We start from the raw sequence: 24,571 nt of genomic DNA, 5'->3' as shown, positions 1-24,571 counted from the left end.
CATGTGCGGCGGGAGCCGCGCCGAGCTCAGGCGCGGTCGAGGTCGAGCGAGATCACGCCGTAGTCGTAGCCGCGGCGCCGGTAGACCACGGACGGCCGCTCGCTCTCCTTGTCGACGAAGAGGTAGAAGTCGTGACCGACGAGCTCCATCTCGTAGAGCGCCTGTTCGAGCGTGATCGGGGTGGCGGGATGGGTCTTCTCGCGCACGACGAGCGGGCCGTCGCCGTCGACGGCCACCGGGCCGACCTGGTGCTCGGCGACCTCGCCGGGCTCGGCCTCCGTCACCGCGCCGTTGCCGTTGCCGGCACGGGTCATCGCCTGGTGGACGGACTCGGGCGTGCGCTGGCCGCGGTGGACCTTGCGGCGGTCTGCAGCGCGGCGCATCTGCGCGGACATCTTGTCGAGGGCGAGATCGAGCGCGGCCATCTTGTCCTCTGCGGCAGCCTCGGCGCGCAAGACGGGTCCCTTGGACTTCGCGGTGAGCTCGACCCGCACCTGGCGCTCAGGCTGGCGGGCGTTGCGCTCCCGCTCGAGCAGCACCTCGACCCGGATGATCCGATGGTCGTGCTTCTCGAGTCGGGCGAGCTTGTCCTCCACGTGCTCACGGAACCGCTCCGAGACCTCGCACTGCCGACTGCTGACCACAACGTCCATGCAGACCTCCCACTATCGGGGCGGCGAACCGCCCGTTGGCTACACCGGCACGTGCTGCGACACCGGCACGAGAAGAGGAGTCCGTCCGGCCGACCTGGTCTTCGACCCCACACCCGCCTGCTGAGACGTTCGCAGCTTCTCTGCCACTACTGGCCTTCTCCCCCGCGTCCACGCATCTGGCGTGGAGCGAGGGGCAGGACTTACGACTAAGCCGCACCGTGATCGGCGAGCACCCACCACGAGGGTGGTGATCGCCTTACGTGGACCGTTTCGCCTGCGACTGGCATCGGCTTGCCGGGCGGTCCCGTGCCGGTGTCCACTTGCGGGACATGTCCGGCCCGTGACCTGCCTGACGCAACCACGGACCCGGACGGACTCCATACACAGACGTTAGCCGCCACCCCCTCATTTCGGTAGCGGCACGCGACGGCGCGTGGCCGCCACGCAGCAGATCGCGGCGACGCCGAGCCCCACCGACTCCAGCGCACGCTGAGCCTCCCGCGCGGTCGAGCCCGTGGTGAGGACGTCGTCGCAGACGACCGCGGTCAGGGGCCGACCCCGGCGGGCCAGGCGGCGCAGCGGCCCGACGCGCACGGCCATCCGGTCGGCGAGGTTGGCCGCCCGCTCGGCCGCGGTGAGGCCCGCCTGGTCCGCCACGACGTCCCGCTGCCGGAGGAGCGGCCGCACGGCGACGTCCTCGTCGAGCGACCTGAGGACGGCGGCCGCCGCCCGCGTGAGCCGAGCCGTGGGGTCGTGCCCGCGCGCCCGCACGACCGCCGGGCGGGACGGGACCGGCACCAGGATGGTGCGGCCACCGCGTCGCAACCCGACGCGGATCGCCCCGGCCAGCGCCTCCCCCAGCGGGCCTGCGAGCCCGTACGCCGCGTGCTCCTTGTGGAGCAGGATCATCCGTCGTACGGGATCGGCGTACTCCGCGGCGACGTACGCCGGAGCCAGCCCCGACGGGCACGGGTCGGGGCGGACCATGCGCACCGCCCACGGCAGGGAGTCGTGGCAGGGGCGACAGAGCAGCCGGCCCGGACGAGCGCAGGCGACGCAGGCGCCGCCGAGGGCGAGGTCGAGGCAGGCGTCGAGCACGCCCTCATCGTCCCGGCGTGGGACTCCCCGGCCAGGTCTGCCCCGGGTGCCCTGTGGAGAGCGGTCGGGTCCGTGGCGCTGGGGCTGCCGACCGGCCCGCTACTGGCCGTAGGCCGCGGCGACCACGTCGGGAAGCGCGGAGCGCGCCCAGCTCCCGGTGTCGGAGTAGGTGAACAACCGGCCGTCGGCGCCCAGCACCCGCAGCGGCAGCGCCGGGTCGGGGCTGGTGACGATGCCACCGAGCGGCGAGGGCACCGTGCCCGGGGCGCCGGCGCCCTCGGGCAACTGGGGACCCGGCGAGCCGTCGAGCTGGACGTAGGTGACCTGGTCCGGCCCGCTGGCGGGCCGGGTGAGCAGGGCCACCGACGTCGCTCCGTTCTGGCCGATGTCCCGGCCCGGGCCGAGGTCGGCGCCGCTGAGCTGCAGTGCACGGGCCGGCGTCGCCCGGTCGACGCGGCCGTTGGGCTGCCGGACCAGGCCGCTCACCTCCAGCGTCGGGTTGGTCCCGCCGGCGAGCACCGCGACCAGGGACGTGCCGTCGCGGGTCACGGTGAAGGCGCTGATCCGGTGGCCGGAGATGCCGGGCACGGTGAGCACCCGGTCGCGACCGTGGCGCACGACGTGCACGACCGCTCCGGACTTCGCGTTGTCGACCAGCCACAGGCCACCGAACCGGTCGTAGGTCGGCCGCTGCAGGTCGGTCGCGCCGTCCAGGACGGTCTGGACCCGGTTCTGCGCGCTGCTGCCGCGGTCGGGAGCGACGTACGCGCGGCGGCCGTTGTCCGCGACCGCGGCCACCAGGTGGTCGTGCGTGTTCCAGGCCAGGGAGCGAAGGGCGTATCCGACCTGGCCGAACGGCCCGGCGATCGGCACGCCGCGGTCGCCGTCGTCGCGCACGACCCGGCCACCGCTGATCACGAGGAGGTCGCGCTGGCGGGAGGCCACCGGGTCGTAGTCCGCGCCCGCGGACACGCTCACGTCGGTGCGTCCGTCCGACAGCGCCAACGGGGCTCCGTCGACCGTGATCCGCAAGCGGTCGATGCCGGGCACCTGCCGCAGCGTCCACGCCAGCTGTACCACCAGCCGGTTGAGGTCGGCGGGCGGGAGGAGCAGGACCTCGGAGCTGAGCGGCACCTCGGCGATGCCGGCGTCGTTGACCACCACGGCGAAGTCGAGGTCGGCCCGCGGGGGGAAGGCGCTCACCGTGACGTCGCGCTGGGAGGGCGGTGGCCCGGCCAGCAGTCCTCGCACCAGGTTCGTGGCGGTCTCCTCGCCGCGCGGCACGTAGACGGTCGTCGGCACGAGCACCGTGCCGGTGTGGTCGAACCAGTAGATGTCGAAGGGCACGAACAGGCTCGAGAAGTAGGACGTCGGCACCGCCAGGACGTTCGGCGGGTTGTCGATCCGCCACTGGCCGCCCTCCTGGACCAGCGACAGCGGGTACGTCGCGGTCGTCGACGTCGTCCCGTCGAGCCAGACGCCGTGCGGCGAGAGCTGGTGGGCGCCGCGCAGCCGGGCGATCACCTGCCCGTCGGCGGACTCGATCGTCGGTGCGTCGTACACGATCGTGCCCTGGCCGGGGCGCCAGGTCGCCTTGGCCCGGCTCGAGAGGAAGCTGCGCGCGACCGCCGTGCTCGGTGGGTTCGCCTGCATCGCGAGCAGGAAGCCACGCACGATCTCCTCGGGCGAGTCGTCCCTACCGGGACCGGGCGGCGCGAAGTAGGGCGCCTGGTCGCTGGTCTCCTCCGAACCGGCCGGATCACTGTGCACGTCACCGGTCACCGGCAGGGTGGAGCAGGCGCACAGGGCCGCGGCCAGCAGGGCCAGCGCTGCCAGTCGCAGCCGCAGGGTGCTCATCGCACTCCTCCCACTTCGTGCGGCGCCGTGCTCTCGCCGGCCCAGTCGTCCGGCACCAGCGGGAGGGGGCTGTGGGCCAGCGGGTCGCCGGCGCGCAGCGGGACGGTCAACCGGAACTGCGCACCGGCGTCCGGGGCGCCCCACACCTGGAGCCAGCCGCCGTGCAGCTGGGCGTCCTCGAGCGAGATCGCCAGGCCCAGGCCGGTGCCCCCGGTCGTCCGCGCCCGAGCCGGGTCGGCGCGCCAGAACCGGTTGAACACCATCGCCGACTGCCCCGGCTTGAGGCCGACGCCGTAGTCGCGGACCGTGACCGCGACGGCCTGCTCGTCGCACGCCACCCGTACGACGACGCGGGCGTCGTCGCGCACGTTCGCATGGTCGATCGCGTTCGAGACCAGGTTGCGCAGGACGCGCTCGATCCGGCGCTCGTCGACCTCCGCGACGCAGGGCTGGGACGCCTCGACGACGATCCGTACGCCGCGCTGCCGGGCGACCGCGGCCGCCTGGTCGACGACCCGCCGCGCGACGTCGGCGAGGTTGACCTCGGACAGCTCCAGTCCGGCGGCACCGGCGTCGAAGCGGCTGATCTCGAGCAGGTCGGCCAGGAGGTTCTCGAACCGGTCGAGCTCCTTCTGCAGCAGCTCGGCGGCGCGGGCGGCGACCGGCTCGAACGACCCCCGCGAGTCGTGGAGGACGTCCCCGGCCATCCGGACGGTGGTCAGCGGCGTCCGCAGCTCGTGCGACACGTCGGAGACGAACTGGCGCTGCGCCCGGGAGAGCTCGACGAGCTGGCGGATCTGCTGCTGGAGCGCGTCGGTCATCTGGTTGAACGACGTCGCCAGCCGGGCGATGTCGTCCTCACCGTGCACGTGCATGCGCTCCTCGAGACGACCCGAGGCGATCCGCTCGGCCACCCGGCGGGCCAGCCGCACCGGCGTGATCACCTGGCGTGTCACCAGCAGGACTATGCCTGCGGTGAGCACGAGGAGGAGCACCCCGGAGGTGAGCAACGACTGGCGGACCAGGTTCAGCGTGCGCTGCTCCTCGGTCATCGGGAACACGTAGTAGAGCGCGTAGGTGCCGCCGTCCGAGGGCAGCACGATGCGCGAGCCGACCACGACGGAGGGCGTGCCCGTGCCCGGAGGATCGGCCAGCCGGCGCAGGCGCGTGTAGGTCCACGAGGTGCCCGACGTCCGCGCGGCGACCACCCGCTGGAGCCTCGCGGGCACGCTGGTGGCCGAGACGCCGGGCGTGGTCCTGATCCCGGTGGCGGGGCTCCCACCCGCCCGCGGGCCGATCGGGCCCATCACGACCACGGCGTACCCGCGGAGCTTGCCGCGCGCCACGAGCGCCTCGGCGACCTGGCGCAGCTGGGTCGCGGGGTCGAAGTCGGAGCTGCCTGCCGAGCCGAGCAGCTCACGTGCGGACGCGGTCTGGCTGACGGCCTCGGCGCGCGAGGCGCTCAGCCGGCTCTGCACCAGGCCGTCGGAGATCTGCCGGACGAGCAACCAGCCGACGGACCCGGCGACCACCGCGCCGAGGAGCACGATGGTGACCACCACGCGCGTGCGGATCGAGCGCCGCCAGTAGGTGAGGACGTCGCCGACCGCCCGGCGGGCGCGCTGCCAGAGCGGGACCGGCGGGCCGACCCGGGTCTCAGCTGGGGACGGGCTCGCCACCGGCGTCGCCCTCTGCGGGGCCGGCCCCGAGGTCCGGGTCCGTGCCGCCTGCCTTGTAGCCCACGCCGCGCACGGTCAGCACGATCGCGGGGTGCTCGGGGTCGTGCTCCACCTTGGCGCGCAGCCGCTGGACGTGCACGTTGACCAGCCGGGTGTCGGCGGCGTGCCGGTAGCCCCAGACCTGCTCGAGCAGCATCTCGCGAGTGAACACCTGCCAGGGCCGCCGGGCAAGGCAGACCAGCAGGTCGAACTCGAGCGGCGTGAGCTGGATCGGCCGGCCGCCCCGGGTCACGCTGTGGCCGGCGACGTCGATGCGGAGGTCCGACACCGCGATCACCTCGGGCGCCGGTGGCTCGAAGTGCCGCATGCGCGCGCGGATGCGGGCCACCAGCTCCTTGGGCTTGAACGGCTTCGCGATGTAGTCGTCGGCCCCGGACTCGAGGCCGACGACCACGTCGACGGTGTCGCTCTTCGCCGTCAGCATGACGATCGGTACGCCGGACTCGGCGCGGATCTGCCGGCACACCTCGATCCCGTCGGTGCCGGGCAGCATCAGGTCGAGCAGGACCAGGTCGGGCTTGTAGTCGCGGAACGCTCCGAGCGCCTCGTCGCCGCGCGCGACGATTCGGCTGCGCAGGCCCTCGTTCTGGAGGACGAGCGTGAGCATCTCCGCAAGGGCCGCATCGTCGTCGACGACGAGGATGCGGCCCCGCGCGGCCTGGTCCGGTTGGGTCAACGGATCAGTAGCGGTAGTGGTCGGACTTGTACGGACCCTCGACCGGCAGGCCCAGGTAGGCGGCCTGGCTCTCGGTGAGCGTGGTGAGGTGGACCCCCAGCGACTCGAGGTGCAGGCGGGCGACCTCCTCGTCGAGGTGCTTGGGCAGCACGTAGACCCCCACCGGGTAGTCCTCGGTCTTGGTGAAGATCTCGATCTGGGCGAGCACCTGGTTGGTGAAGGAGTTCGACATCACGAACGACGGGTGGCCGGTCGCGTTGCCGAGGTTCATCAGGCGACCCTCGCTGAGCACGATGATCGCGTTCCCGCCGGGGAAGGTCCACACGTCGACCTGCGGCTTGACGTTCTTGCGCTCGGCGACGCCCGGCGCCTCGAGGCCGGCCATGTCGATCTCGTTGTCGAAGTGGCCGATGTTGCCGACGATCGCGTTGTGCTTCATCGCCTTCATGTGGTCGACCGTGACGACGTCCTTGTTGCCGGTCGCGGTGATGATGATGTCCGCGTGCGGGAGGGCGTTCTCGAGGGTGTCGACCTGGTAGCCGTCCATCGCCGCCTGCAGGGCGCAGATCGGGTCGATCTCGGTGACGATCACGCGCGCACCCTGGCCGCGCAGCGACTCCGCGCAGCCCTTGCCGACGTCGCCGTAGCCGCACACCACGGCCACCTTGCCGCCGATGAGCACGTCGGTGGCGCGGTTGATGCCGTCGATCAGCGAGTGCCGGCAGCCGTACTTGTTGTCGAACTTCGACTTGGTGACCGAGTCGTTGACGTTGATGGCCGGGAAGAGCAGCGTGCCTTCCTTCATCATGTCGTAGAGCCGGTGGACGCCGGTGGTCGTCTCCTCGGTGACTCCCTTGATGGAGTTCGCCTTCGGGGTCCAGTAGGCGTTGTTCGCGGCGAGCTGCTCGTTGAGCACCTCGAAGATCACCCGCTGCTCGGTGCTGGTGGCGGTGGCCGGGTCGGGGGCGCTGCCCGCCTTCTCCGCCTGGACGCCGAGGTGGACCAGCAGGGTGGCGTCACCGCCGTCGTCGAGGATCATGTTCGGCTCGGTGGTGCCCCAGTCGAGGATCTGGCGGGTGCACCACCAGTACTCCTCGAGGCTCTCGCCCTTCCAGGCGAAGACCGGCACGCCCTGGGGGTTGTCGGCGGTGCCGTCCGGGCCGACGACGACCGCAGCGGCCGCGTGGTCCTGGGTGGAGAAGATGTTGCACGAGGCCCAACGGACCTCGGCGCCGAGCGCGACGAGCGTCTCGATCAGCACGGCGGTCTGGATCGTCATGTGCAGGGAGCCGGCGATCCTGGCGCCGGCGAGCGGCTTCGACGCGGCGTACCGCTCGCGCATCGCCATCAGGCCGGGCATCTCGTGCTCGGCGAGGGTGATCTCGGTCCGACCGAAGTCGGCAAGGCTGAGGTCAGCGACCTTGTAGTCCATGAAGGTTCCTTGCAGGTGTGTCGAGGGATTCGGGCGAGGCTGAAGGCAGACAGGAGCGGCCGTCACCGGCCACGAGTCTGTTCAGGGCGTCTGGCCACGATCTCGTGCGAAAGGCGCGGGTCAATACTAACCAGACGCCGGACGCTCGGCGGGCGAGTAGTCGGCGCGGTAGAGGTCCGGCTCGATGTAGATCGACGACGCCGTCGGCTCGGCGGCGCGCACGGCGACCTCCGCGCGGTCGATCGCCGCCGCGACCTCGGCAGCTGAGTCGGTCGGCCGGACGCCGACCTTCACCGCGACCAGCAGCTCCTCCGGACCGAGGTGCATGGTCTTCATGTGGATGACCCGCTCGATGCCGTCGGTGGCCGTCAGCGCGTCCCGGATCTGCCGCTGGGCGTCCTCGGCGGCCGACTCGCCGAGCAGCAGGCTCTTGGTCTCGACGGCCAGGATCACCGCCACGACGACCAGGAGCGCACCGATCAGCCCGGTGCCGGCGGCGTCGAAGTACTGGTTGCCGGTGATCAGCGTCAGGCTCACGCCCAGGAAGGCCACGACCAGGCCGACCAGCGCGGCGAAGTCCTCGAGCAGGATGACCGGGAGCTCGGGCTGCTTGGCGCGTCGGATGAACTGCGCGTACGACGCGCTCCCGCGGATCTTGCTGGTCTCGCGGATCGCGGTCCGGAAGGACAGCGCCTCGAGGACGATCGCCACCCCGAGCACCACGATCGGCACGAAGCGCTTCCAGTCGTCACCCACCTCGGAGTGACCGGCGTGCACCTCGTGCGCCTTGTGGTAGGCCTCGTAGAGCGCGAACAGGCCGCCGACGCTGAACAGCACGATCGCGACGATGAACGAGTAGATGTAGCGCTCGCGGCCGTAGCCGAACGGGTGCTCCTCGGTGGCCTCCTTGCGCGAGCGGCGCCCGCCCAGCAGCAGCAGTCCCTGGTTGCCGGAGTCGGCCACGGAGTGAATCGCCTCGGCCAGCATCGAGGAGAAGCCGGTCAGGAAGAACGCGACGAACTTCGTGACGGCGATGCCCAGGTTGGCCAGCAGGGCAGCGACGACGGCCTTGGTGCCACCTTCGGTCGACATGACCGTGGAGCCTAGTGGGCGGGCGCCAACGGGCTCGGAGTGGCAGGGCTCGGAGCGCAGGGCTTCGAGGCGCAGGGCGCGGGTCAGTCCGTGTCGACGCGGCCGATCCGCAGGTAGCGGGCCGCGAAGGTGCCGGTCTCCAGCAGCGCGGCGTAGCGGGCGACGGCGCCGTCGGCCTCGGTGGTCACCGTCTCGACCCGGACCCCGCGGCCCTCGGCCTGGTCGACCAGGCGCTTGCGGGTCTCGGCGACGACAGGGTCGAGCGAGCCGTCGTCGAGCACGACGAGGGAGGGGCGGGGATCGCCGTCCTCGTCGGCGAACGGGTCGGCGAAGACATCCGCGAGCGGCGCCGCCGCGAGGACCGGGAGCAGGTGCTCGGCGTCCGCGGCGAGGGCGGCGCGGCCGGTGGCCCGGCGTACCGACTCGGCGATGCGGCGGGCGGCGCGCGCCGCCAGCACCGTGCCGCCCCACAGCAGCGGGCTGGTCTCGGCGATCCCGCTGGCGAGCAGCTTCGCCGGGTTGACCGCCAGGTCGCGGAACGGGCTGCACGAGATCGCGACGTCGTCGAGGGCTGCCGCCACGACCTCCGGGTCGGCGGACGGGCCGAGGTCGAGCCGGTCGAGCAGGTCGAGCATGACCACCGCGGTGGCGAGCTGGTCGCCCGTCACCGTGGGCAGCAACGTGGAGTAGCGACCCGGCACGTGCCGGCCGACGAGGGACTCCGCCGGCGTGGCCACGACGAGCTGGCAGCCGCGGCGTACCGCTTCGGCCACGCCTGCCGCGGTGCCGGGGTCGGTGCCGTCGGGCGCGAGGACGACGATGAGGTCGAGGGCACCCGCCCAGCCGGGAAGGCCCGGACCCGGCCAGGCCACGAACGGCACGGGACAGGTCGGCTCGAGCACCGCCCGGAGCAGTCGGGAGTCGGGACCCGCGGCCACGACCGCGCGCGGACGCGACTCGGCGAGCCGGGCGACGGCCTGCGCGAGCGGCTCGGCCGACGTGACGGACTCCAGCCGCACCCGGGCACCGGCCTCGGCGATCTGGCGCAGGTCGGGGTCGGCGCGTGCGAGGGCCGACTCGTCGTCGAGGAGGCCGTCGTCGAACGGGGGCGCCATCACGTGTCCGCGCTCAGGCCGGTGAGTCGGGGCGACGCGCCTCGTCGACGAGGAGCACCGGGATGTCGTCGCGAACCGGGTAGGCCAGGCCGCACCCGGTGCACACCAGCTCCTCGGCCGCCTCGTCGACGGCGAGCGCGGCATGGCACGCCGGGCAGACGATGAGGTCGAGCAGTTCCTGGTCGAGGTTCATCGGCGCACTCCCTCCTGGTCCGACCGGATCATCGCGAGCACCTCGTCGCGGATCCGGTGCATCGTCTCGGTGTCCTTGCCCTCCGCGTTGAGCCGCAGCAGCGGCTCGGTGTTCGACGCGCGGACATTGAACCACCAGTCGTCGTGCAGCACGGTGAGCCCGTCGAGGTGGTCCAGCGTGACGCCCGGGCGCGCACCCCACTCCGCCTCGACCTGCGCGAGCATGGCCGCCTGGTCGGCGACCTCGCTGTTGATCTCGCCACTGGCCACGTGACGAGAGTACGGCGCGAGCACCTGCGAGAGGGGCCCGTCGTGCTCGGCCAGCGCGGCGAGCGCGTGCAGCGCCGCGAGCATGCCCGAGTCGGCGCGCCAGAAGTCGCGGAAGTAGAAGTGCCCCGAGTGCTCCCCGCCGAAGATCGCGTCGGTCTCGGCCATCGTCGCCTTGATGAAGGAGTGCCCGACCCGAGTGCGCACCGGCTTGCCGCCCAGCTCCTCCACGATCTCCGGCACCGCCCGCGAGGTGATCAGGTTGTGGATGATCGTCGCCCCGGGCTGCTTGGCCAGCTCGCGGGCCGCGATCAGCGCGGTCAGCACGCTCGGGCTCACCAGCTCGCCGCGCTCGTCGACGAGGAAGCACCGGTCGGCGTCGCCGTCGAAGGCCAGGCCGATGTCGGCGCCGGTCTCGCGCACCTTCGCCTGCAGGTCGACGAGGTTGGCCGGCTCGATCGGGTTCGCCTCGTGGTTGGGGAACGTGCCGTCGAGCTCGAAGTAGAGCGGGACCACGTCGACGTCGAGCTGGCCGAGCACCGCGGGCGCGGTCATGCCGGCCATGCCGTTGCCGGCGTCGACGACCACGGTCAGGTGGCGTCCGCGGACCGGCGCCAGCGCGAGCAGATAGGTCGCGTAGGCCTCGAGCAGGTCACGCTCGCCGATGGACCCCGGCCGCTCGGCGGCCAGGGTCTCGCCGGACGCGACCCGGTCGCGGATGTCCGCGAGGCCGGTCTCCATCCCGATCGGCTGGGCATGCGCACGGCACATCTTGATCCCGTTGTACTGCGCAGGGTTGTGGCTCGCGGTGAACATCGCCCCCGGCTGTCCGAGGTGGCCCGAGGCGAAGTAGAGCTGGTCGGTCGACGCCAGCCCGATCAGCGTGACGTCGGCACCCGCGGCCGCGGCGCCCTCGGCGAACGCCCGGGAGAGCTCCGGGGAGGACGGCCGCATGTCGTGGCCCACGACCACCGCGGCCGCGCCCGTCACCGCCACGAACGCGTTGCCGACCCGACGGGCGAGGTCGGGGTTGACCTGGTCGGGGACGGTGCCGCGCACGTCGTACGCCTTGAAGATGGAGAGGTCCGTGGCCATGGGCCGAACCCTAGAGGAGAGCCTCAGTCCTCGGAGCGCAGCACCCTCAGGTGGCCCTTGCGCCCGACCTCGCGCATCTCGTACGGCGCGCGTTCGGTCGCGTCGTCACGCGGCGGCCGGGGCTGGGCAGCCTCGCGGACGGCGTCGGCGAGGGCGAGCAGGTCGTCGCTGGAGTGGGCGTGCGGGTCGTCCTGCACCAGGCGCAGCACTTCCCAGCCGCGGGGGGCGCTCAGCCGCTCGCTGTGCACCTCGCACAGGTCGTAGGCGTGCGGCTCGGCGTACGTCGCCAGAGGCCCGAGCACGGCGGTCTGGTCGGCGTACACGTAGGTGAGCGTGGTCGTGGCCGGCCGCCCGCAGGCGGTGCGCGAACAGCGACGGAGCAGGGACACGGCCTGAGGGTATCCGCTGGGGGCCGCGCGCCGGGGCTAGGCTCGCGGGCGTGGCCCCGCGTTCCCGCACCCGTGATCGTCACGGTCGCGGCATGCGCGGACCGGCCTTCGGCGACAGCCCGCTGGCGCCCGGAGGCGTGCCGGCGCGACGCACCCCGGCCGAGCGCTTCGACCAGATGGCGCTGCGGATCATGCGGGCCGTGGTCGGCCGCTGGACCGGCGAGCTCGGCGACGTCGAGCTGGCCGTCGAGGAGGTGCCGGTCATCCCCCAGCACTGGGCCTCGCCGACCGTCCCGCTGTCCTCGTACGTCGAGGCGACCGGCTCGGGCCGACCCCGGCTCGTGCTGTTCCGGCGGCCGATCGAGCACCGGGCCGAGAACCTCGCCGAGCTCGAAGCCCTCCTGCTCACCGTGATCGTCGAGCAGCTCGCCGAGGTCCTCGGGCTCCCCGTCGAGGACGTGCTCCCCGGTTACGAGGAGGACTGAGCCCGGCCCGTCACCGGGACCGCCTCACCAGGCGGGGCGGACCACCGGGAGCAGCACCGACCGGATCGAGGGGACCACGCCCGCCGTCGCCACCCCGGCCGTGTCGGTCACCGAGAAGCCGGCGTACACGGCCGGCGTCGCCGCGGTGAGCCGGACGTCGGCGGTCCCGGCCGGCAGCGGGATCGCCACACTGGACGCCTTCGCGACCGTGACCGACCGGTCGAGCAGCTGCTTCCCGGAGCGGTCGAAGGCGGTGACCTGGACCGAGCTCTTGTCCCCGGCGGAGGACAGCACCAGCTGCCCGCTCCCCTGCGGCACCGCGAAGCCCGTGGCGCCCTGGAGCGGGCCGGAGCCGGTGCCGAAGGCCACGTCCCCGCCCGCCACCGCGCGGACCGTGGCGGTCACCGGTTGTGGTGATGTGATGCGGAGAGCCACCGGTCCCCCGTCGAAGACCGACTGGACCGGCACCGTGGCGACCGAGCCGGGAGGGACGGTCACGGTGGCGTTGTCCTTGGGCGTGAAGGTGCCGGTCGCGCCGATCACCTCGACGGAGACGATCGCCTCGACCTTGCGCGGGTTCACGACGACGAGCGAGGCGCGTTCCGGCTTGGCCGGCAGACCCGCGATCGTGAGGGCACGTGAGGGCAACGGCTGTCCGGGCAGCCACTCCTGCACGGCCTTGCCGACCACGCCCGGCGCGAACCGGTCGGCCGCCGTGATCGCGACCAGCCCCCGCGTCGCCACCACGTTGACGGCGAGGTCGCCGACCGCCGGGGCCGACCTGGCGAGGTCCACGACCTTGGTGGCGCCGGAGGGCACCGTGATTCCGTGCAGACCCGGCGCGGCCACCGGGCCGTTCGGCCCGAACACGTCGATGTCGACGTCGGCCTGGCCCGGGCGCGGGTTCGAGATGGTGAGCACCGTGTCGTGCGCGACCGTCGCGGCTCCGGCTCCGACGAACCACCAGCGCGGTCTGGGCTCCGGGCACGGGCCCCAGGCCAGCCAGCTCTTCGACCGCGACTCCTGGGCAGCGAAGGACAGGGCCGCGCCGTGGTCGATGTCGAACTGGCGGGGCTGCTCGCCGACGGGCACCGGGGCGGCGAGCTTGGCGCCCGCGTCGCCCTGGACCGCGGTGGCTCCGTCGATGCCGCCTCCGCACGAGAACGTGCGCTGCTCCAGGTCCACCCGCTTGTAGGTCTGCGCGGGCGCGCCGACACCGTGAGGAGTCGTGCCGGCCAGGGTGAGGACCGCCGCGGTCAGGGCCACCAGCATCAGCGCGGTGACGGTCGTGCGTCCGTCGCTCGTCGGGCGGTCGGTCATCGTCCGGCGGCCCGGGATGCGTCGGCTCGTGCGTGCACTCATCGGCGGCGCCTCCTCTCCGGTGCGGCGAGGACGAGGCAGCTGGCCAGCGCGAGGAGGTCGACCAGCACGAGCACGGGCCGGAGGAACGCACGGTCGTGGTCGAGCGAGCTCAGCGTGGTCCGTCCCTGGACGACCCATGCGCGCGAGCCGCGGCCGGGTGCACTGGCTCCGCCGAAGCCGTTCGCCGAGTCGAGCGCCCCGATCACGGGGCCCGCGACCGGTGCCGGCGCGTAGACGTAGCGCACGCCGTACGACGCGAGCAGCTGGCCGTCGTCGGACCGAGCGGAGGAGAGCAACCGCGCGACGAGCTCGGTGAACGAGCGGCTCGGCGTGGTCAGGGCGAGCACGCCGTCGTCGCCGAGCTGCTGGACACCGGAGCGCAGCACGCGGTAGTCGATGCCCTGGCGCAGCCCACCGGTGACCACGAGCACGCCACTGGTGTCCTTGCCGCTCGCCAGCTCCTGCATGTACGTCGGCACGTCGCGCGGCTCCTCACGGGCGACCGGACCGTCGTCACCGTGCCCGACCCACCAGACCGCGCCGGCCACCGGAGCGGCCAGGGCAGCGACCGTGGCCACCGCCGCCACCGGCTGCCGCCAGCCGAAGCTGGCCTCCGAGGCGACCTTCACGGCGCCGTCGGCGGCGATCACCGCGGCGAGCACGAACCCTGCCTGCATGAGCAGGAGCAGGAACCCCGGCCACGGCCGGAACTCCACCGGTACGCCGGGCAGCGACACCGGCACCCGGGACTCGGCGGCGATGACGATCGCAGCCGCGAGGATCACGACCCACACCCGGAGCACCCGCGCGCGGGTGTCCGGCCGGACCAGCGCGACGAGGCCGGCGAGCGGGAGGCCGGCGGTGAGCCAGGCCGGCGCATCGCCGGGTCCGCCGCCCCGGCCGAGCAGCAGGTCCCACACACCGGGGTCGGTGGCGATCGCGCCGGCGCGGCCCGCCTCGACGAGCCAGGCCCCGGGGGCGGACAGTGTGGCGACGGCCCAGGGCAGGACGAGCAGGATCGGCATCGCCACCACCACGACGAGCTCGCGAGCCCGGCCTCGGGCGGCGCCGGTCACGGCGGCGAACAGCACGAGCAGCACGATCACCGGCGCGGCCGGCGGGACGAACGACACCAGGAGGCCCGCGGCGAGCGCCGTGCGCCAGGCCGCCCGCCACCGGCGTACGGCGGCGTCGGGACCGCTCGCCGCCAGGCCGAGGGCGGCCGTCGCCAGCCAGGGCAGGATCGCCGCGCCCGCGACGGTCCCGATCCGGCCCTGCGCCACGGCACCGGAGACGACCGGCAGCAGCCCGTACGCCGCCGCACCCCACAGGGGCGCCCATCGGCCGGTGGTGACGCGCCGGAAGAACCGGAGCGCGCCGAGCAACGCCAGCGGCACCGCGAGCACGAAGAGCAGGTCGACGACCAGGCCGGCGTGCCCGAGGAACAGCGTCCCGACCACCGCCAGGGGCAGCAGGTACGCGGGTCCGGGAGCGGCCGACCCGGTGCCGAGGCTCTGGTGGCTCGCCGCCCACACCCGCCACCAGTGACCGACACCGTCCGGCGCGGGCAGCAGCGCTCCGCCCTGCAGCGGGCCGCCGCTGAGCAGCGCACGACCGGCGACCACCGCGAGCACGAGGCTCGCTACGAGGGACCAGAACGTCGGCGAGCGGAGCACGCGGAAGGCGATGCCCTCGTCCTCGCGACCGGGCGGGCGCCGCCGCTCGGCCTCCTCACGGACGCTGTCCGCGATCGCGACACCGACGTCGCTCACGTAGTCCAGGCCGTGCCGGTAGGGCAGCCAGAACGGCGCGAGCAGGGGACGCACGTCGGCGTGCGGGACCACCGCGGCGCCCGCCCGCGCGCGGCGGGCCTTGAACGCGCGCCCGGGATGGCCGAACACGCTGAGCAGCGCGACGATCTCGTCCACCGCCTCGCGCGGAGCCCGCACGAGGAGCAGTCCCAGCGCACGGAGCAGCGCGCCGATGACCATGCGGGCCGACCGGAAGGGGATCGTCCACGCCGGGCTGTTGACCAGCAGGGTGTACTGCGCGCCTTCGCGGTCCTGACGACCGGGGTGGTGCACCAGGCGGGAGTCCCGGCGGCCCCGGCGCGACGCCTCGACGTGGAAGACGACGGCCTCGGGCACCACCATCGTGGTTCCGCCGGCACGCGCCACCCGCCAACCGAAGTCCAGGTCGGTGCCGAGGACGGGCAGGTAGTCGTCCAGGCCGACCGACTCGAGCACGTCGCGGCGCACGAGCATCCCGGCGGTGTTCACGGCGAGCACGCGGTGGGACTCGTCGTGCTGGCCCTGGTCGTACTCCCCGCGCTCGAGCCCGGTCTCCCGGCGACCCGTGCCGGTCAGCGTCACCCCGACCTCGAGGAGGCGCTTCAGCGACGGCCACTCCCGGATCTTCGGCCCCAGGACGGCGACCTCACGGGGGGCGGCCTCGGCGACCGCGGCCAGGGCCGCGAGGGCGTCCGGTGCGGGGTTGGCGTCGTCGTGGAGCAGCCAGACCCACTCGTCGGGCTCGGCGGCCGGAGCATGCTCCAGGCCGGCGCGGACCGCCGCGGCGTACGTCGTGCGGTCGTCGAGCCGGAGGACTCCCGGCCCGAAGGTCTGCTCCAGCAGGGCGACCGAGTCGTCGGTCGACCCGGTGTCGACCCGGATGATCTCGTCGGGCAGCCGGGTGGACCGCTCGAGCCCGGCGAGCACCGCGGGCAGCCAGCGGCCACCGTTGTGGCTGACCAGGAGCGCGGTGACCTTCACGACGGGCCAGCCTAGGGGGTGGGGAAAGCCTCATCCGCCACGCGCTGCGGGCGGTGCGACCCGCCTCACTGCCCAAGGATCAGACGGCGCGCTTCTTGAGCTTGCGCCGCTCGCGCTCGGAGAGTCCGCCCCAGATCCCGAAGCGCTCGTCGTTCATCAGGGCGTACTCCAGGCAGTCGTCGCGGACCTCGCACGTCAGGCAGACGCGCTTGGCCTCACGGGTCGAACCGCCCTTCTCCGGGAAGAACGCCTCAGGGTCGGTCTGGGCGCAGAGTGCGCGCTCCTGCCAACCGCTCTCCTCGGTGTCCCCCTCGAGCAGGTACAGCTCACGCATAGTCTTCCCCTATCGACCCCTGCGACCCTGACGGACCGCGATTCCTGTGTGAGAGTGATCTTCCTCACCGATGTGCGTCGGAGTTGAAAACCACACTGATGTGATTACATGCCTGTCGTACAGCCTAAGTCAAGCCCGGATCTGATAGTGGAGAACCGGGAAGTCACACTGCTCCCATGAGCGATCAGGCGCGGGGGCTCCCCCCGAAGGTGACCGTGCTGTCCGGCGGAGTGGGCGGCGCCCGCTTCCTCCAGGGCGTCCTCCGGCATCGCGAGCGGACCGGTTCGACGACCGAGGTCACCGTGGTCGCGAACACCGGTGACGACATCTGGGTGCACGGCCTCAAGGTGTGCCCCGACCTGGACACGGTCATGTACACCCTCGGCGACGGCATCGACACCGAGCGGGGCTGGGGCCGCAAGGGTGAGACCTGGCACGCCAAGGAGGAGCTGGCGGCGTACGGCGTGGAGCCGACCTGGTTCGGCCTGGGCGACCGCGACCTGGCGACCCACCTGGTCCGCACCCAGATGCTCGAGGCCGGCTACCCGCTCTCCGCGGTCACCGAGGCGCTGTGCCGACGCTGGCTGGCTCCGCTGTTCGGCCACGCGCTGCGCCTGCTGCCGATGAGCGACGACCGGATCGAGACGCACGTCGTGATCGACGACCCCGAGTCCGGCGAGCGCCGGGCGGTGCACTTCCAGGAGTACTGGATCCGGCACCAGGCCGCCATCCCGGCCCACTCGGTGGTCCCGATCGGCGCAGACCGGGCCACGCCGGCGCCCGGTGTGCTCGAGGCGATCACCGACGCCGACCTGGTGATCCTGCCGCCCTCCAACCCGGTCGTCTCGGTCGGGACCATCCTGGCCGTCCCCGGTGTCCGCGACGCGCTGGCCAAGACCGCGGCGCCCGTCATCGGCGTCTCCGGGATCGTCGGGAACGACCACGTGCGCGGGATGGCGCGCCAGCTCCTCGGCACGATCGGCGTCGAGGTGTCGGCGGCGGGCGTCGCCGAGCACTACGGCGCCCGGAACGGCGAGCACGGCGGCGTGATCGACGGCTGGCTGGTCGACACCGTCGACGAACCGCTGGTTCCGCGCGTGGAGGCGGCGGGGATCCGCTGCCGTGCCGTGCCGCTGATGATGACCGACCACGACGCGACCGCCGACATGGTCGTCGCGGCGCTCGACCTGGCCGGGCTCTGAGGCCGATGCCGGCCGACCGGATCGAGGTGTTCGCACCCGACGGGATCGGGGAGGTGGTCGAGGGGACCGACCTGGCGGCGCTGGTCGCGCCGTACCTGGCCGACGGCGACGTCGTCGTGGTGACCAGCAAGGTGGTCAGCAAGGCCGAGGGCCGGGTCCGCGTCGGCGATCGGGACCAGGCCGTGCTCGACGAGACCGTCCGGGTCGTGGCCCGGCGGGGGCCGACCCGCATCGTCGAGTCGCGGATCGGCGTGGTGCTGGCGGCGGCAGGGGTCGACGCCTCGAACGTCGCGCCCGGGTCGATCGTCCTGCTGCCCGAGGACCCTGACGCGAGTGCCCGACGGATCCGCGCGGACCTGGCCGCGCGCGACGGCATCAACGTCGCGGTCGTGGTCAGCGACACCGCGGGCCGGGCGTGGCGGCACGGCCAGACCGACCTGGCGATCGGGCTGGCGGGCATGCTGCCGTTCGAGTCCTTCGAGGGCCGCACCGACGCCTACGGCAACCCGCTCGCCGTCACCGCGCCTGCCGTGGCCGACGAGGTCGCCGGCATCGCCGAGGTCGCCACGGGCAAGCTGGGCCACCGCCCCGTGACCGTCGTGCGCGGCCTCTCCGACCGGGTGCTCGCGCCCGGCGAGCACGGGCCCGGCGCGCGGGCGCTCGTGCGCGAGACCGGCACCGACATGTTCGGCCTCGGCAGCAGGGAAGCCGTCGTGGCCGCGCTGAGCGGCCGCGACCAGGACGCGTTCGGGGCCCCCGCGACGGCCGACGACCTCGCCCGCGCCCTGACCGAGTGCGGGCTGCCCGCGTCCCCCGGTGACGGCCGGGTCACCGTCGCAGCACAGCCGGACGACCTGCGCATCGCGGTGCTCGCCTTCGCGCACGCCTGGCGGGTCGTCGACGATTCCGGGGACTCTGCCACGGTCCTTGTGCCGCTTTCGTAGACTTCCCCCGCCCCGTCGACCGGACAGAGAGCAGATCGTGGCCAAGAAGAACCCGAAGAACGTCGAGCGTCGCGCCATGGTCGAGAAGATGCGCCAGGAGCAGGCTCGCAAGGAGCGCATCCGCAGCATGTCCATCCTGGGCGTCTCCGTGCTGATCGTCGTCGGCCTGCTCGGCGTCGCGGTGTGGAAGTACGTCGGCGACCAGCGCGACAAGACCGCCCTGGCGAGCAAGAAGATCACGAGCATCGGTGTGTCCGCGTCCGCGGCCGCCTGCAACCCGATCGAGACGAAGCCGACGGACAAGAACCAGAACCACATCCCCGAGGGCACCGCGATCACCTACAAGGACGCTCCCCCGGCGTTCGGGGAGCACCGGCCGCAGGCAGCCTCCTTCGGGCGGCCCTTCTACACCGCGGCCGACCGGCCCGAGGTCGCCCAGCTGGTGCACAACGAGGAGCACGGCTACACGATCGCCTGGTACGACGAGACCGCGGCCAAGGATCGGACCGAGATGAACGCCCTCGAGGCGATCGCGAAGAAGTACCAGGACGACAACGTCCGCTTCATCGCCGCGCCCTGGACCTCACAGGACGGCTCCGCGTTCCCGGACGGCAAGCACATCGCGCTCACCCGCTGGAGCGCCGACGCCAAGACGCCGGCGGACCAGTCCAAGCAGCGCGGCAACTGGCAGTACTGCGGCAGCGTCAGCGGCTCCGCGGTCGCCGACTTCGTGAGCAAGTGGCCCAACCAGGAGTCCCCCGAGCCCGGGATCATGTGAGGTCAGGTCAGGGCTGAGCGGCCGGAGGATTTCAGCGCCTCCACGATCGACTTCACGTCCTGCGCGTGCGCGGTCGTCGTGACCAGGAGCGCGTCCCCGGTGTCGACGACGACCACGTCGTCCAGACCGAGGACCGCCACCGTCCGCCCGCTCCCGGGCACGACCAGACCGGTGCTCCCGCTGGCCAGCACGACGTCGGCGTCGCCCAGCACCTTCAGTCCCGGGGCGGCGTCCGGCAGCAGGTCGGCCAGGGCGGCGAAGTCGCCGATGTCCTCCCAGCCGAAGCCTCCGGGCACCACCGCGACCTTGCCTGCGGCCGCCGCCGGCTCGGCGACGGCGTGGTCGATCGCGATCTTCGTCAGCCCGGGCCAGATCTCCTCCAGCCGCGACGGGTCGGCCGCGATCGCCCGCAACCCGGAGGCGAGGTCGGGGTGCTCGACCGCGAGCAGGTCCAGCAGCACCCCCGCGCGGGCGACGAACATCCCCGCGTTCCACCGGTACTCACCGGAGTCGACGTAGGCGCGGGCGCGGGCGGAGTCGGGCTTCTCGACGAACTCCTCCACCGCGCAGGCGGTCGGGAAGCCGGGCAGGCGCTCTCCGAGGTGGATGTAGCCGAACCCGGTCGAGGGTCGCGCCGGCTCGATGCCGATGGTCACCAGCAGCCCGGTCCGGGCGACCTCCGCGGCCTCCTCGACGCAGGCGCGGAAGGCCTCGGGGTCGGCGATCACGTGGTCGGCGGCGAACGAGCCGATCAGCGCGTCCGGGTCGGTGCGCTCGACCATCGCGGCCGCCAGGCCGATCGCGGCCATCGAGTCCCGCGGGCTCGGCTCGGCCACGACCCGGTCGCCGGGAAGGGCGTGGAGCTGGCGGCGTACGGCGTCCTGGTGGGCCACGCCGGTGACCACCAGCACCCTCTCCCCCACGAGCGGCTCGAGCCGGTCGAGGGTCGCCTGCAGGAGCGTGCGGCCCGACCCGGTCAGGTCGTGCAGGAACTTCGGGGATCCGGCGCGCGACAGCGGCCAGAGCCGGGTCCCGGCCCCACCGGCCGGCACCACGGCCCACAGCTGTCCATCGGCGGAGGACGCGGACGACGTCTCGGTCATGGGGGCATCATGGCAGCATGCCCACCTTCCCCGACCTCCTGGCCCGCCGGTTGGCGGCCGATCCCGGCCAGCCGCTCGTGACGTTCTACGACGACGCGACCGGGGAGCGCACCGAGCTGTCGGTCAAGACGTTCGCGAACTGGGTCAGCAAGACCGCGAACCTGTACGCCGAGGAGCTCATGCTCGACCCCGGCGACGCCGTCCGGATCGACCTGCCGCCGCACTCGCTGGGTCCTGTGTTCCTGGCCGCGGCGTGGGCCTGCGGACTCCGGGTCAGCGCGGAGGCCGACGTCGCGGTGGTCGGGCCCGACGGGCTCGACCGACGGGCCGGCACCACCGTCGCGTGCGCGCTGGCGCCCTTCGCGACGCGGTTCACCACCGACCTCCCCGAGGGAGTCCTGGACCACGGCGTGCTGTGGCCGGGCCAGAGCGACGTCTTCTCGCCGCTCGAGCCCACGGAGCTCGAGGTCCCGGCGCCCGACGACCGTCGGGTCCTCACCGACCTCGACCCGCTGTCACCGGAGGGCAGCCGGCTGTTCCTCGGCCTGGTGGCGGGACACGGGTCGCTGGTGCTGGTGGCGCACCCGGACGAACGACGGTGGCCCGCTCACTCCGAGAGTGAGCGGGCCACCGATTCCGTGCGGACGGCTCAGCCGACCAGCTGATACCCGGCGAATCCGTTTGCCACCCACATCCGCGAGCCGAAGCCGCCGGATGTCTTCCCCGGGAGCAACCACATGATTCCGGTACCACTTTCCCTGGCCAGGAGGTCCGCCACCCCGTCACCGTTGACGTCACCGACGCCGATGTAGGTGTCGTAGGCGGGGGCCACCGTGCCGTTTGCCATCCGCAGGGCTGAGGCCGGATCCGTGCCCGTCGACGGCACGAAACTGCCGTCGGCGGAAGCGAACACAGCCCCACCGGGCGACCACGAGGGCGCGCCGATCTGGTTGTAGGTCCGCATGGATGCCGGAGCGAGGACGGGCGCCGCGAAGCCGTTGGTGCCGGCGCCCGGGTAGATCGTCATGGGTCCGTTCGCGGTCGCGCCGAGCAGGTCGGGAGCACCGTCGCCGGTGACGTCGCCGACCGCGGCGAGACGGGTCACGTTCTTCCAGCCGGCGCCCAGCGAGCGCGACCGGCCGAACTTCCCGTTGCCCAGGCCCGGGTACAGCACCAGCTGGTCGCCGCCACCGACTCGCACGACCACGTCGGCGTTCCCGTCACGGTCCCAGTCGCCCACGTTGAGCAGCTGGCTGACCCCCGCGACCGCGAGGTTCGAGGCGAGCGGCGCGGACGCCGTACGCAGCCCGTTGTTGGCGATCACCACGAGGTGTCCGGCGGCGTCGCGTCCCACGACGTCGGGAGCGTAGGAGCCCATCATCGGCGCGAGGGTCACCTTCTTCAGCCCGGCGAGGGCGTCGAAGGGGCCGAAGCCCTGTCCCAGCTTGGAGGCACCGTTGCCGGAGTAGCCGGTCGTGAGGGACCCCACCCGGGCGAGGACGTCGGTGCGGCCGTCGTTGTTCACGTCGCCCCAGCCGAGGAGCGCGTTCGCGGCCTTGGGCAGTGTGATCAGCCGGGTCGGCCGACCGACGGACGTGCCTCGCGACGCGCCCGGCACCAGGTACAGCGAGCGGCCGTCCGTGGTGGCCACCAGGTCGGGCTGGTGGTCGCCGTTGAGGTCGCCGACACCGACCATCTTGGTGAACGGCCAGTTCCTGCGGAGCACGATCGGCTTCTTGAAAACACCGTTGCCGGCGCCGCGGAAGAGCAGGAGGGCGCCCGCCTTGTTGCGAGCGACCACGTCGAGGTGCCGGTCGCGGTTGAAGTCGCGTGCGCCGACGAACATCTGGACGTTGGCGAAGGCCTTGGTGGCGGCGATGCCGCGGCCGATCCGGCCGGCGCCGTCCCCCGGGTAGACCCGGGTGACGCCGGTCTTCGCGCTCCTCGCGAGCACGTCGGACCTGCCGTCGCCGGTGACGTCGCCGACCGCGGCGATCTGGTCCATGTTGTTCCAGCCGGCACCGTTGGTGACCCGGGTCGTGAAGTCCGCGACGCCCTCGGTCGGGACCACCTGGATCGTCCCGTTGGGCGCCATGCCGAACATGTCGGGCCATCCCGATCCGACGACGCTCGAGCGCTGGGGGAACGAGATCGCCGGCTGGGCCGGGGCCGCTGCCGGGGCCTGCGTCGGTGACGGCAGGCCGGCAGGCGGCGGGATCTTCGGCAGGGTCACCGGGTCGATCGGCGTCTGCGCGTTGTTCTGGATGGTCTGTGCGGCGACCCGGATGCCCGGGATCTTGGCGTAGAGGTACTTGCCGGGACACGCCGTCTGGCCGACGTCGCGGTGGCCGTTGATCGCGTTGAGGTAGCGGTCCTTCACCCACAGGTGGCTCGCGTCGGCGCGGATGTTGTACATCGACAGCTTCCAGGCGAACAGCGACGCGTAGGCGTCGAGCACGGCCTGCGGCGGCTGCGCGATCTCGTAGTTCCCGATCGCGGACATCGCGAAGGAGTACTCGTTGTAGCCGAGGGTGTGGGCGCCGACGACCGGGCGGTCGACACCGCCGTACCGGCCCTCCCAGATCCGGCCGAACCGGTCGACCAGGAAGTTGTAGCCGATGTCGCTCCAGCCGCGGGTCTGCGTGTGGTACGCGTAGATGCCGCGGATCAGTGCCGGCACCTGCTCGGCCGTGTAGTCGTTCGCGTTGACGGTGTGGTGGATGAAGCCCGTCTGGATCGTGCCGTAGCGCAGCGAGCTCTTGTCGCGCAGCGCCTCGTTCGCGCCCCACTGGGCGCGCGAGTAGATGACCGGCTTCGGGGCCACGGTCATCGCCGCCAGGGTCGCGGTGTCCCCCGACGCCGTCGTGCTGGTGCTGGTGGTCTCGGCCGGCGCGGTCTGCTCGATCGGCGCGGCGCTCGTCGCGGTGCGGTCACTGGCCGGGAGCTTGGAGGTGTCGATCGCCGCGGCCTGCTTGGTGACCTTGCCGGTGCCCGGGTCGATCACGGCGAGCTGCAGGTCGGCGGGGAGCTTCCCGTCGACGGTCTCGGCCTTCATCTGGACCTCGTCGACCTCACCGATCAGCAGCGGGTCGGTGCCGGGGCGGACCTGACGGCCACCCTCGGCCTTCCCGTCCGTGCTCGGGCCCTCCTCCGCGTCGTACTTCACGTTCGTCCAGCCCGACCAGGTGCCGTCCTTGAGGGTGCGCACCTGCACCTTGATCTGGCCGTCGGCGAGGTGGGTCGAGGGGCTCCAGGTCACGCCGACGGTGCCGTAGCCGTGCACCGGGGTCGGCGCCGAGAGGGCGACCAGCTGGTCCGGTTCCGCTGCCTTCCCCGTGCGAGCGGAGCCGGCGGCCGGCGCCTTGGGCGTGGTCACGACGCCCGGGATCTCCTTGGCCGCCTGGGCGTCGATGCCGGCGACCTTGACCTCGTGCACCTTGGGGCTCACCGGGGCGGTGTCCGCGTAGGCGTCGGAGACGTTGATGGCGGGGGCCAGCCCGGTCGCTCGGGGCTCGCCGGCGTCCGGGGCGACGATCTGCAGCGTCATGACACCGGCAGCGGACAGCCCGACCACGAGCACCACCGCCGTGACCAGGAATTGCTGGCAGATGGTGACGTAACGACTTCGGGAAATACCCATCAAAAGGTCTCCATGTGAGGGGGAAGGATTCACACGAGTACCAAGTTTCACACCAGTAACAGGGGTGTGCGCAACCGTTTCGTCCTAATTACAGACCTGTAATTCGGGAATTACAACGGTGTTATTTAAATGCCGGGAAAGGCGCATTCCATAATCCACACCGGGACGTGCGACAGTGTCGCGACACGCCGAGGTCCAGCCCCGGCGTCGCTCGATCTCTCTGGCCCCGCCGCTGCTCGTCGCGGTCGCTCGGACGAAGGTTTCGGCCCGGCGTCGCGGCTTCGTCCCTCAGCCGCGGCCTTGCTCAACCTCTTCGGGTGTTGACCCTGCTCGTGCCTCGCAGGGTC

At 72.6% G+C, this 24,571-nt stretch carries 21 protein-coding genes; 5 read left to right on the top strand and 16 right to left on the bottom strand.

The features are described from left to right. Positions 1-26: 26 nt before the first annotated feature. The 11 genes from hpf to EFL26_RS11305 all read right to left on the bottom strand — a co-directional run bounded on the left by hpf (position 27) and on the right by EFL26_RS11305 (position 11,605). Positions 27-653 carry a ribosome hibernation-promoting factor, HPF/YfiA family gene (hpf, locus tag EFL26_RS11355; RefSeq protein WP_123223004.1) on the bottom strand — a complete coding sequence of 209 codons (627 nt, stop codon included), beginning with the start codon at positions 651-653 and terminating at the stop codon, positions 27-29. 405 nt (positions 654-1,058) lie between these two features. Then, positions 1,059-1,751 carry a ComF family protein gene (locus EFL26_RS11350; RefSeq protein WP_123223003.1) on the bottom strand — a complete coding sequence of 231 codons (693 nt, stop codon included), beginning with the start codon at positions 1,749-1,751 and terminating at the stop codon, positions 1,059-1,061. 99 nt (positions 1,752-1,850) lie between these two features. After that, positions 1,851-3,608, bottom strand: a complete 1,758-nt coding sequence (locus EFL26_RS11345) for an LpqB family beta-propeller domain-containing protein (RefSeq protein WP_123223002.1) — start codon at positions 3,606-3,608, stop codon at positions 1,851-1,853. Further along, positions 3,605-5,287 (bottom strand): MtrAB system histidine kinase MtrB, encoded by a 1,683-nt coding sequence (mtrB, locus tag EFL26_RS11340; RefSeq protein ID WP_123223001.1) that lies wholly within the window; start codon positions 5,285-5,287, stop codon positions 3,605-3,607. The genes EFL26_RS11345 and mtrB overlap by 4 nt, the downstream gene beginning before the upstream one ends. Continuing rightward, entirely contained in the window at positions 5,265-6,023 is a 759-nt protein-coding gene (mtrA, locus tag EFL26_RS11335) for an MtrAB system response regulator MtrA (protein ID WP_183408149.1), read from the bottom strand. The genes mtrB and mtrA overlap by 23 nt, the downstream gene beginning before the upstream one ends. Positions 6,024-6,027: 4 nt before the next feature. After that, positions 6,028-7,455 (bottom strand): adenosylhomocysteinase, encoded by a 1,428-nt coding sequence (gene ahcY / locus EFL26_RS11330; protein WP_123223000.1) that lies wholly within the window; start codon positions 7,453-7,455, stop codon positions 6,028-6,030. Between the two features lie 126 nt (positions 7,456-7,581). Beyond that, entirely contained in the window at positions 7,582-8,547 is a 966-nt protein-coding gene (locus EFL26_RS11325; RefSeq protein WP_123222999.1) for a cation diffusion facilitator family transporter, read from the bottom strand. An 83-nt stretch (positions 8,548-8,630) separates the two neighbouring features. Continuing rightward, the gene (locus EFL26_RS11320) at positions 8,631-9,662 is read right to left on the bottom strand and encodes an SIS domain-containing protein (protein WP_123222998.1); all 1,032 of its coding nucleotides are present in this window, start codon (positions 9,660-9,662) and stop codon (positions 8,631-8,633) included. 13 nt (positions 9,663-9,675) lie between these two features. Then, on the bottom strand, positions 9,676-9,855 hold the full coding sequence (locus tag EFL26_RS11315; RefSeq protein ID WP_123222997.1) for a Trm112 family protein: 180 nt from the start codon (positions 9,853-9,855) through the stop codon (positions 9,676-9,678). Continuing rightward, positions 9,852-11,216 carry a phosphomannomutase/phosphoglucomutase gene (locus EFL26_RS11310; protein WP_123222996.1) on the bottom strand — a complete coding sequence of 455 codons (1,365 nt, stop codon included), beginning with the start codon at positions 11,214-11,216 and terminating at the stop codon, positions 9,852-9,854. The genes EFL26_RS11315 and EFL26_RS11310 overlap by 4 nt, the downstream gene beginning before the upstream one ends. Positions 11,217-11,239: 23 nt before the next feature. Beyond that, entirely contained in the window at positions 11,240-11,605 is a 366-nt protein-coding gene (locus EFL26_RS11305) for a DUF3499 domain-containing protein (RefSeq protein WP_123222995.1), read from the bottom strand. Positions 11,606-11,697: 92 nt separating this feature from the next. Here EFL26_RS11305 and EFL26_RS11300 point away from each other — a divergent pair, with 92 nt between their 5' ends. Continuing rightward, positions 11,698-12,090: a metallopeptidase family protein gene (locus tag EFL26_RS11300; protein ID WP_123222994.1), complete on the top strand. Its 393-nt coding sequence runs from the start codon at positions 11,698-11,700 to the stop codon at positions 12,088-12,090. A gap of 24 nt (positions 12,091-12,114) precedes the next feature. On the opposite strand, the gene EFL26_RS11295 is transcribed toward EFL26_RS11300, so the two are convergent. The 3 genes from EFL26_RS11295 to EFL26_RS11285 all read right to left on the bottom strand — a co-directional run bounded on the left by EFL26_RS11295 (position 12,115) and on the right by EFL26_RS11285 (position 16,557). Beyond that, positions 12,115-13,452, bottom strand: coding sequence for a DUF5719 family protein (locus EFL26_RS11295; RefSeq protein ID WP_148046689.1), 1,338 nt, complete (start codon positions 13,450-13,452; stop codon positions 12,115-12,117). Then, on the bottom strand, positions 13,449-16,223 hold the full coding sequence (locus tag EFL26_RS11290) for a glycosyltransferase family 2 protein (protein ID WP_123222992.1): 2,775 nt from the start codon (positions 16,221-16,223) through the stop codon (positions 13,449-13,451). Before EFL26_RS11290 ends, EFL26_RS11295 begins: the two co-directional genes overlap by 4 nt. A gap of 79 nt (positions 16,224-16,302) precedes the next feature. Then, positions 16,303-16,557: a WhiB family transcriptional regulator gene (locus EFL26_RS11285; protein ID WP_123222991.1), complete on the bottom strand. Its 255-nt coding sequence runs from the start codon at positions 16,555-16,557 to the stop codon at positions 16,303-16,305. Positions 16,558-16,733: 176 nt separating this feature from the next. Between EFL26_RS11285 and cofD the strand changes: the two genes are divergently transcribed. From cofD to EFL26_RS11270, 3 genes are read left to right on the top strand one after another with little or no spacing between them, the layout of a single operon-like run. Next, positions 16,734-17,759, top strand: a complete 1,026-nt coding sequence (cofD, locus tag EFL26_RS11280; RefSeq protein WP_123222990.1) for a 2-phospho-L-lactate transferase — start codon at positions 16,734-16,736, stop codon at positions 17,757-17,759. A 5-nt stretch (positions 17,760-17,764) separates the two neighbouring features. Then, the gene (locus EFL26_RS11275; protein WP_123222989.1) at positions 17,765-18,703 is read left to right on the top strand and encodes a coenzyme F420-0:L-glutamate ligase; all 939 of its coding nucleotides are present in this window, start codon (positions 17,765-17,767) and stop codon (positions 18,701-18,703) included. A 37-nt stretch (positions 18,704-18,740) separates the two neighbouring features. Beyond that, complete coding sequence (locus EFL26_RS11270; protein WP_123222988.1) at positions 18,741-19,481, top strand: DUF3105 domain-containing protein; 741 nt, start codon at positions 18,741-18,743, stop codon at positions 19,479-19,481. Between the two features lie 2 nt (positions 19,482-19,483). Here EFL26_RS11270 and EFL26_RS11265 read toward each other — a convergent pair whose 3' ends face one another. Then, positions 19,484-20,584, bottom strand: coding sequence for a mannose-1-phosphate guanylyltransferase (locus tag EFL26_RS11265; RefSeq protein WP_123222987.1), 1,101 nt, complete (start codon positions 20,582-20,584; stop codon positions 19,484-19,486). A gap of 17 nt (positions 20,585-20,601) precedes the next feature. Here EFL26_RS11265 and EFL26_RS11260 point away from each other — a divergent pair, with 17 nt between their 5' ends. Then, complete coding sequence (locus tag EFL26_RS11260) at positions 20,602-21,249, top strand: TIGR03089 family protein (RefSeq protein ID WP_123222986.1); 648 nt, start codon at positions 20,602-20,604, stop codon at positions 21,247-21,249. Here EFL26_RS11260 and EFL26_RS11255 read toward each other — a convergent pair. Then, the gene (locus EFL26_RS11255) at positions 21,234-24,224 is read right to left on the bottom strand and encodes an FG-GAP-like repeat-containing protein (RefSeq protein ID WP_123222985.1); all 2,991 of its coding nucleotides are present in this window, start codon (positions 24,222-24,224) and stop codon (positions 21,234-21,236) included. The two genes, EFL26_RS11260 and EFL26_RS11255, sit on opposite strands and share 16 nt — an antisense overlap. Between the last annotated feature and the right edge of the window lie 347 nt (positions 24,225-24,571).

Source organism: Nocardioides pocheonensis (genome assembly GCF_003725535.1).
Classification (GTDB): domain Bacteria; phylum Actinomycetota; class Actinomycetes; order Propionibacteriales; family Nocardioidaceae; genus Marmoricola; species Marmoricola pocheonensis.
This window is presented reverse-complemented; position numbering and strand designations above follow the sequence as displayed.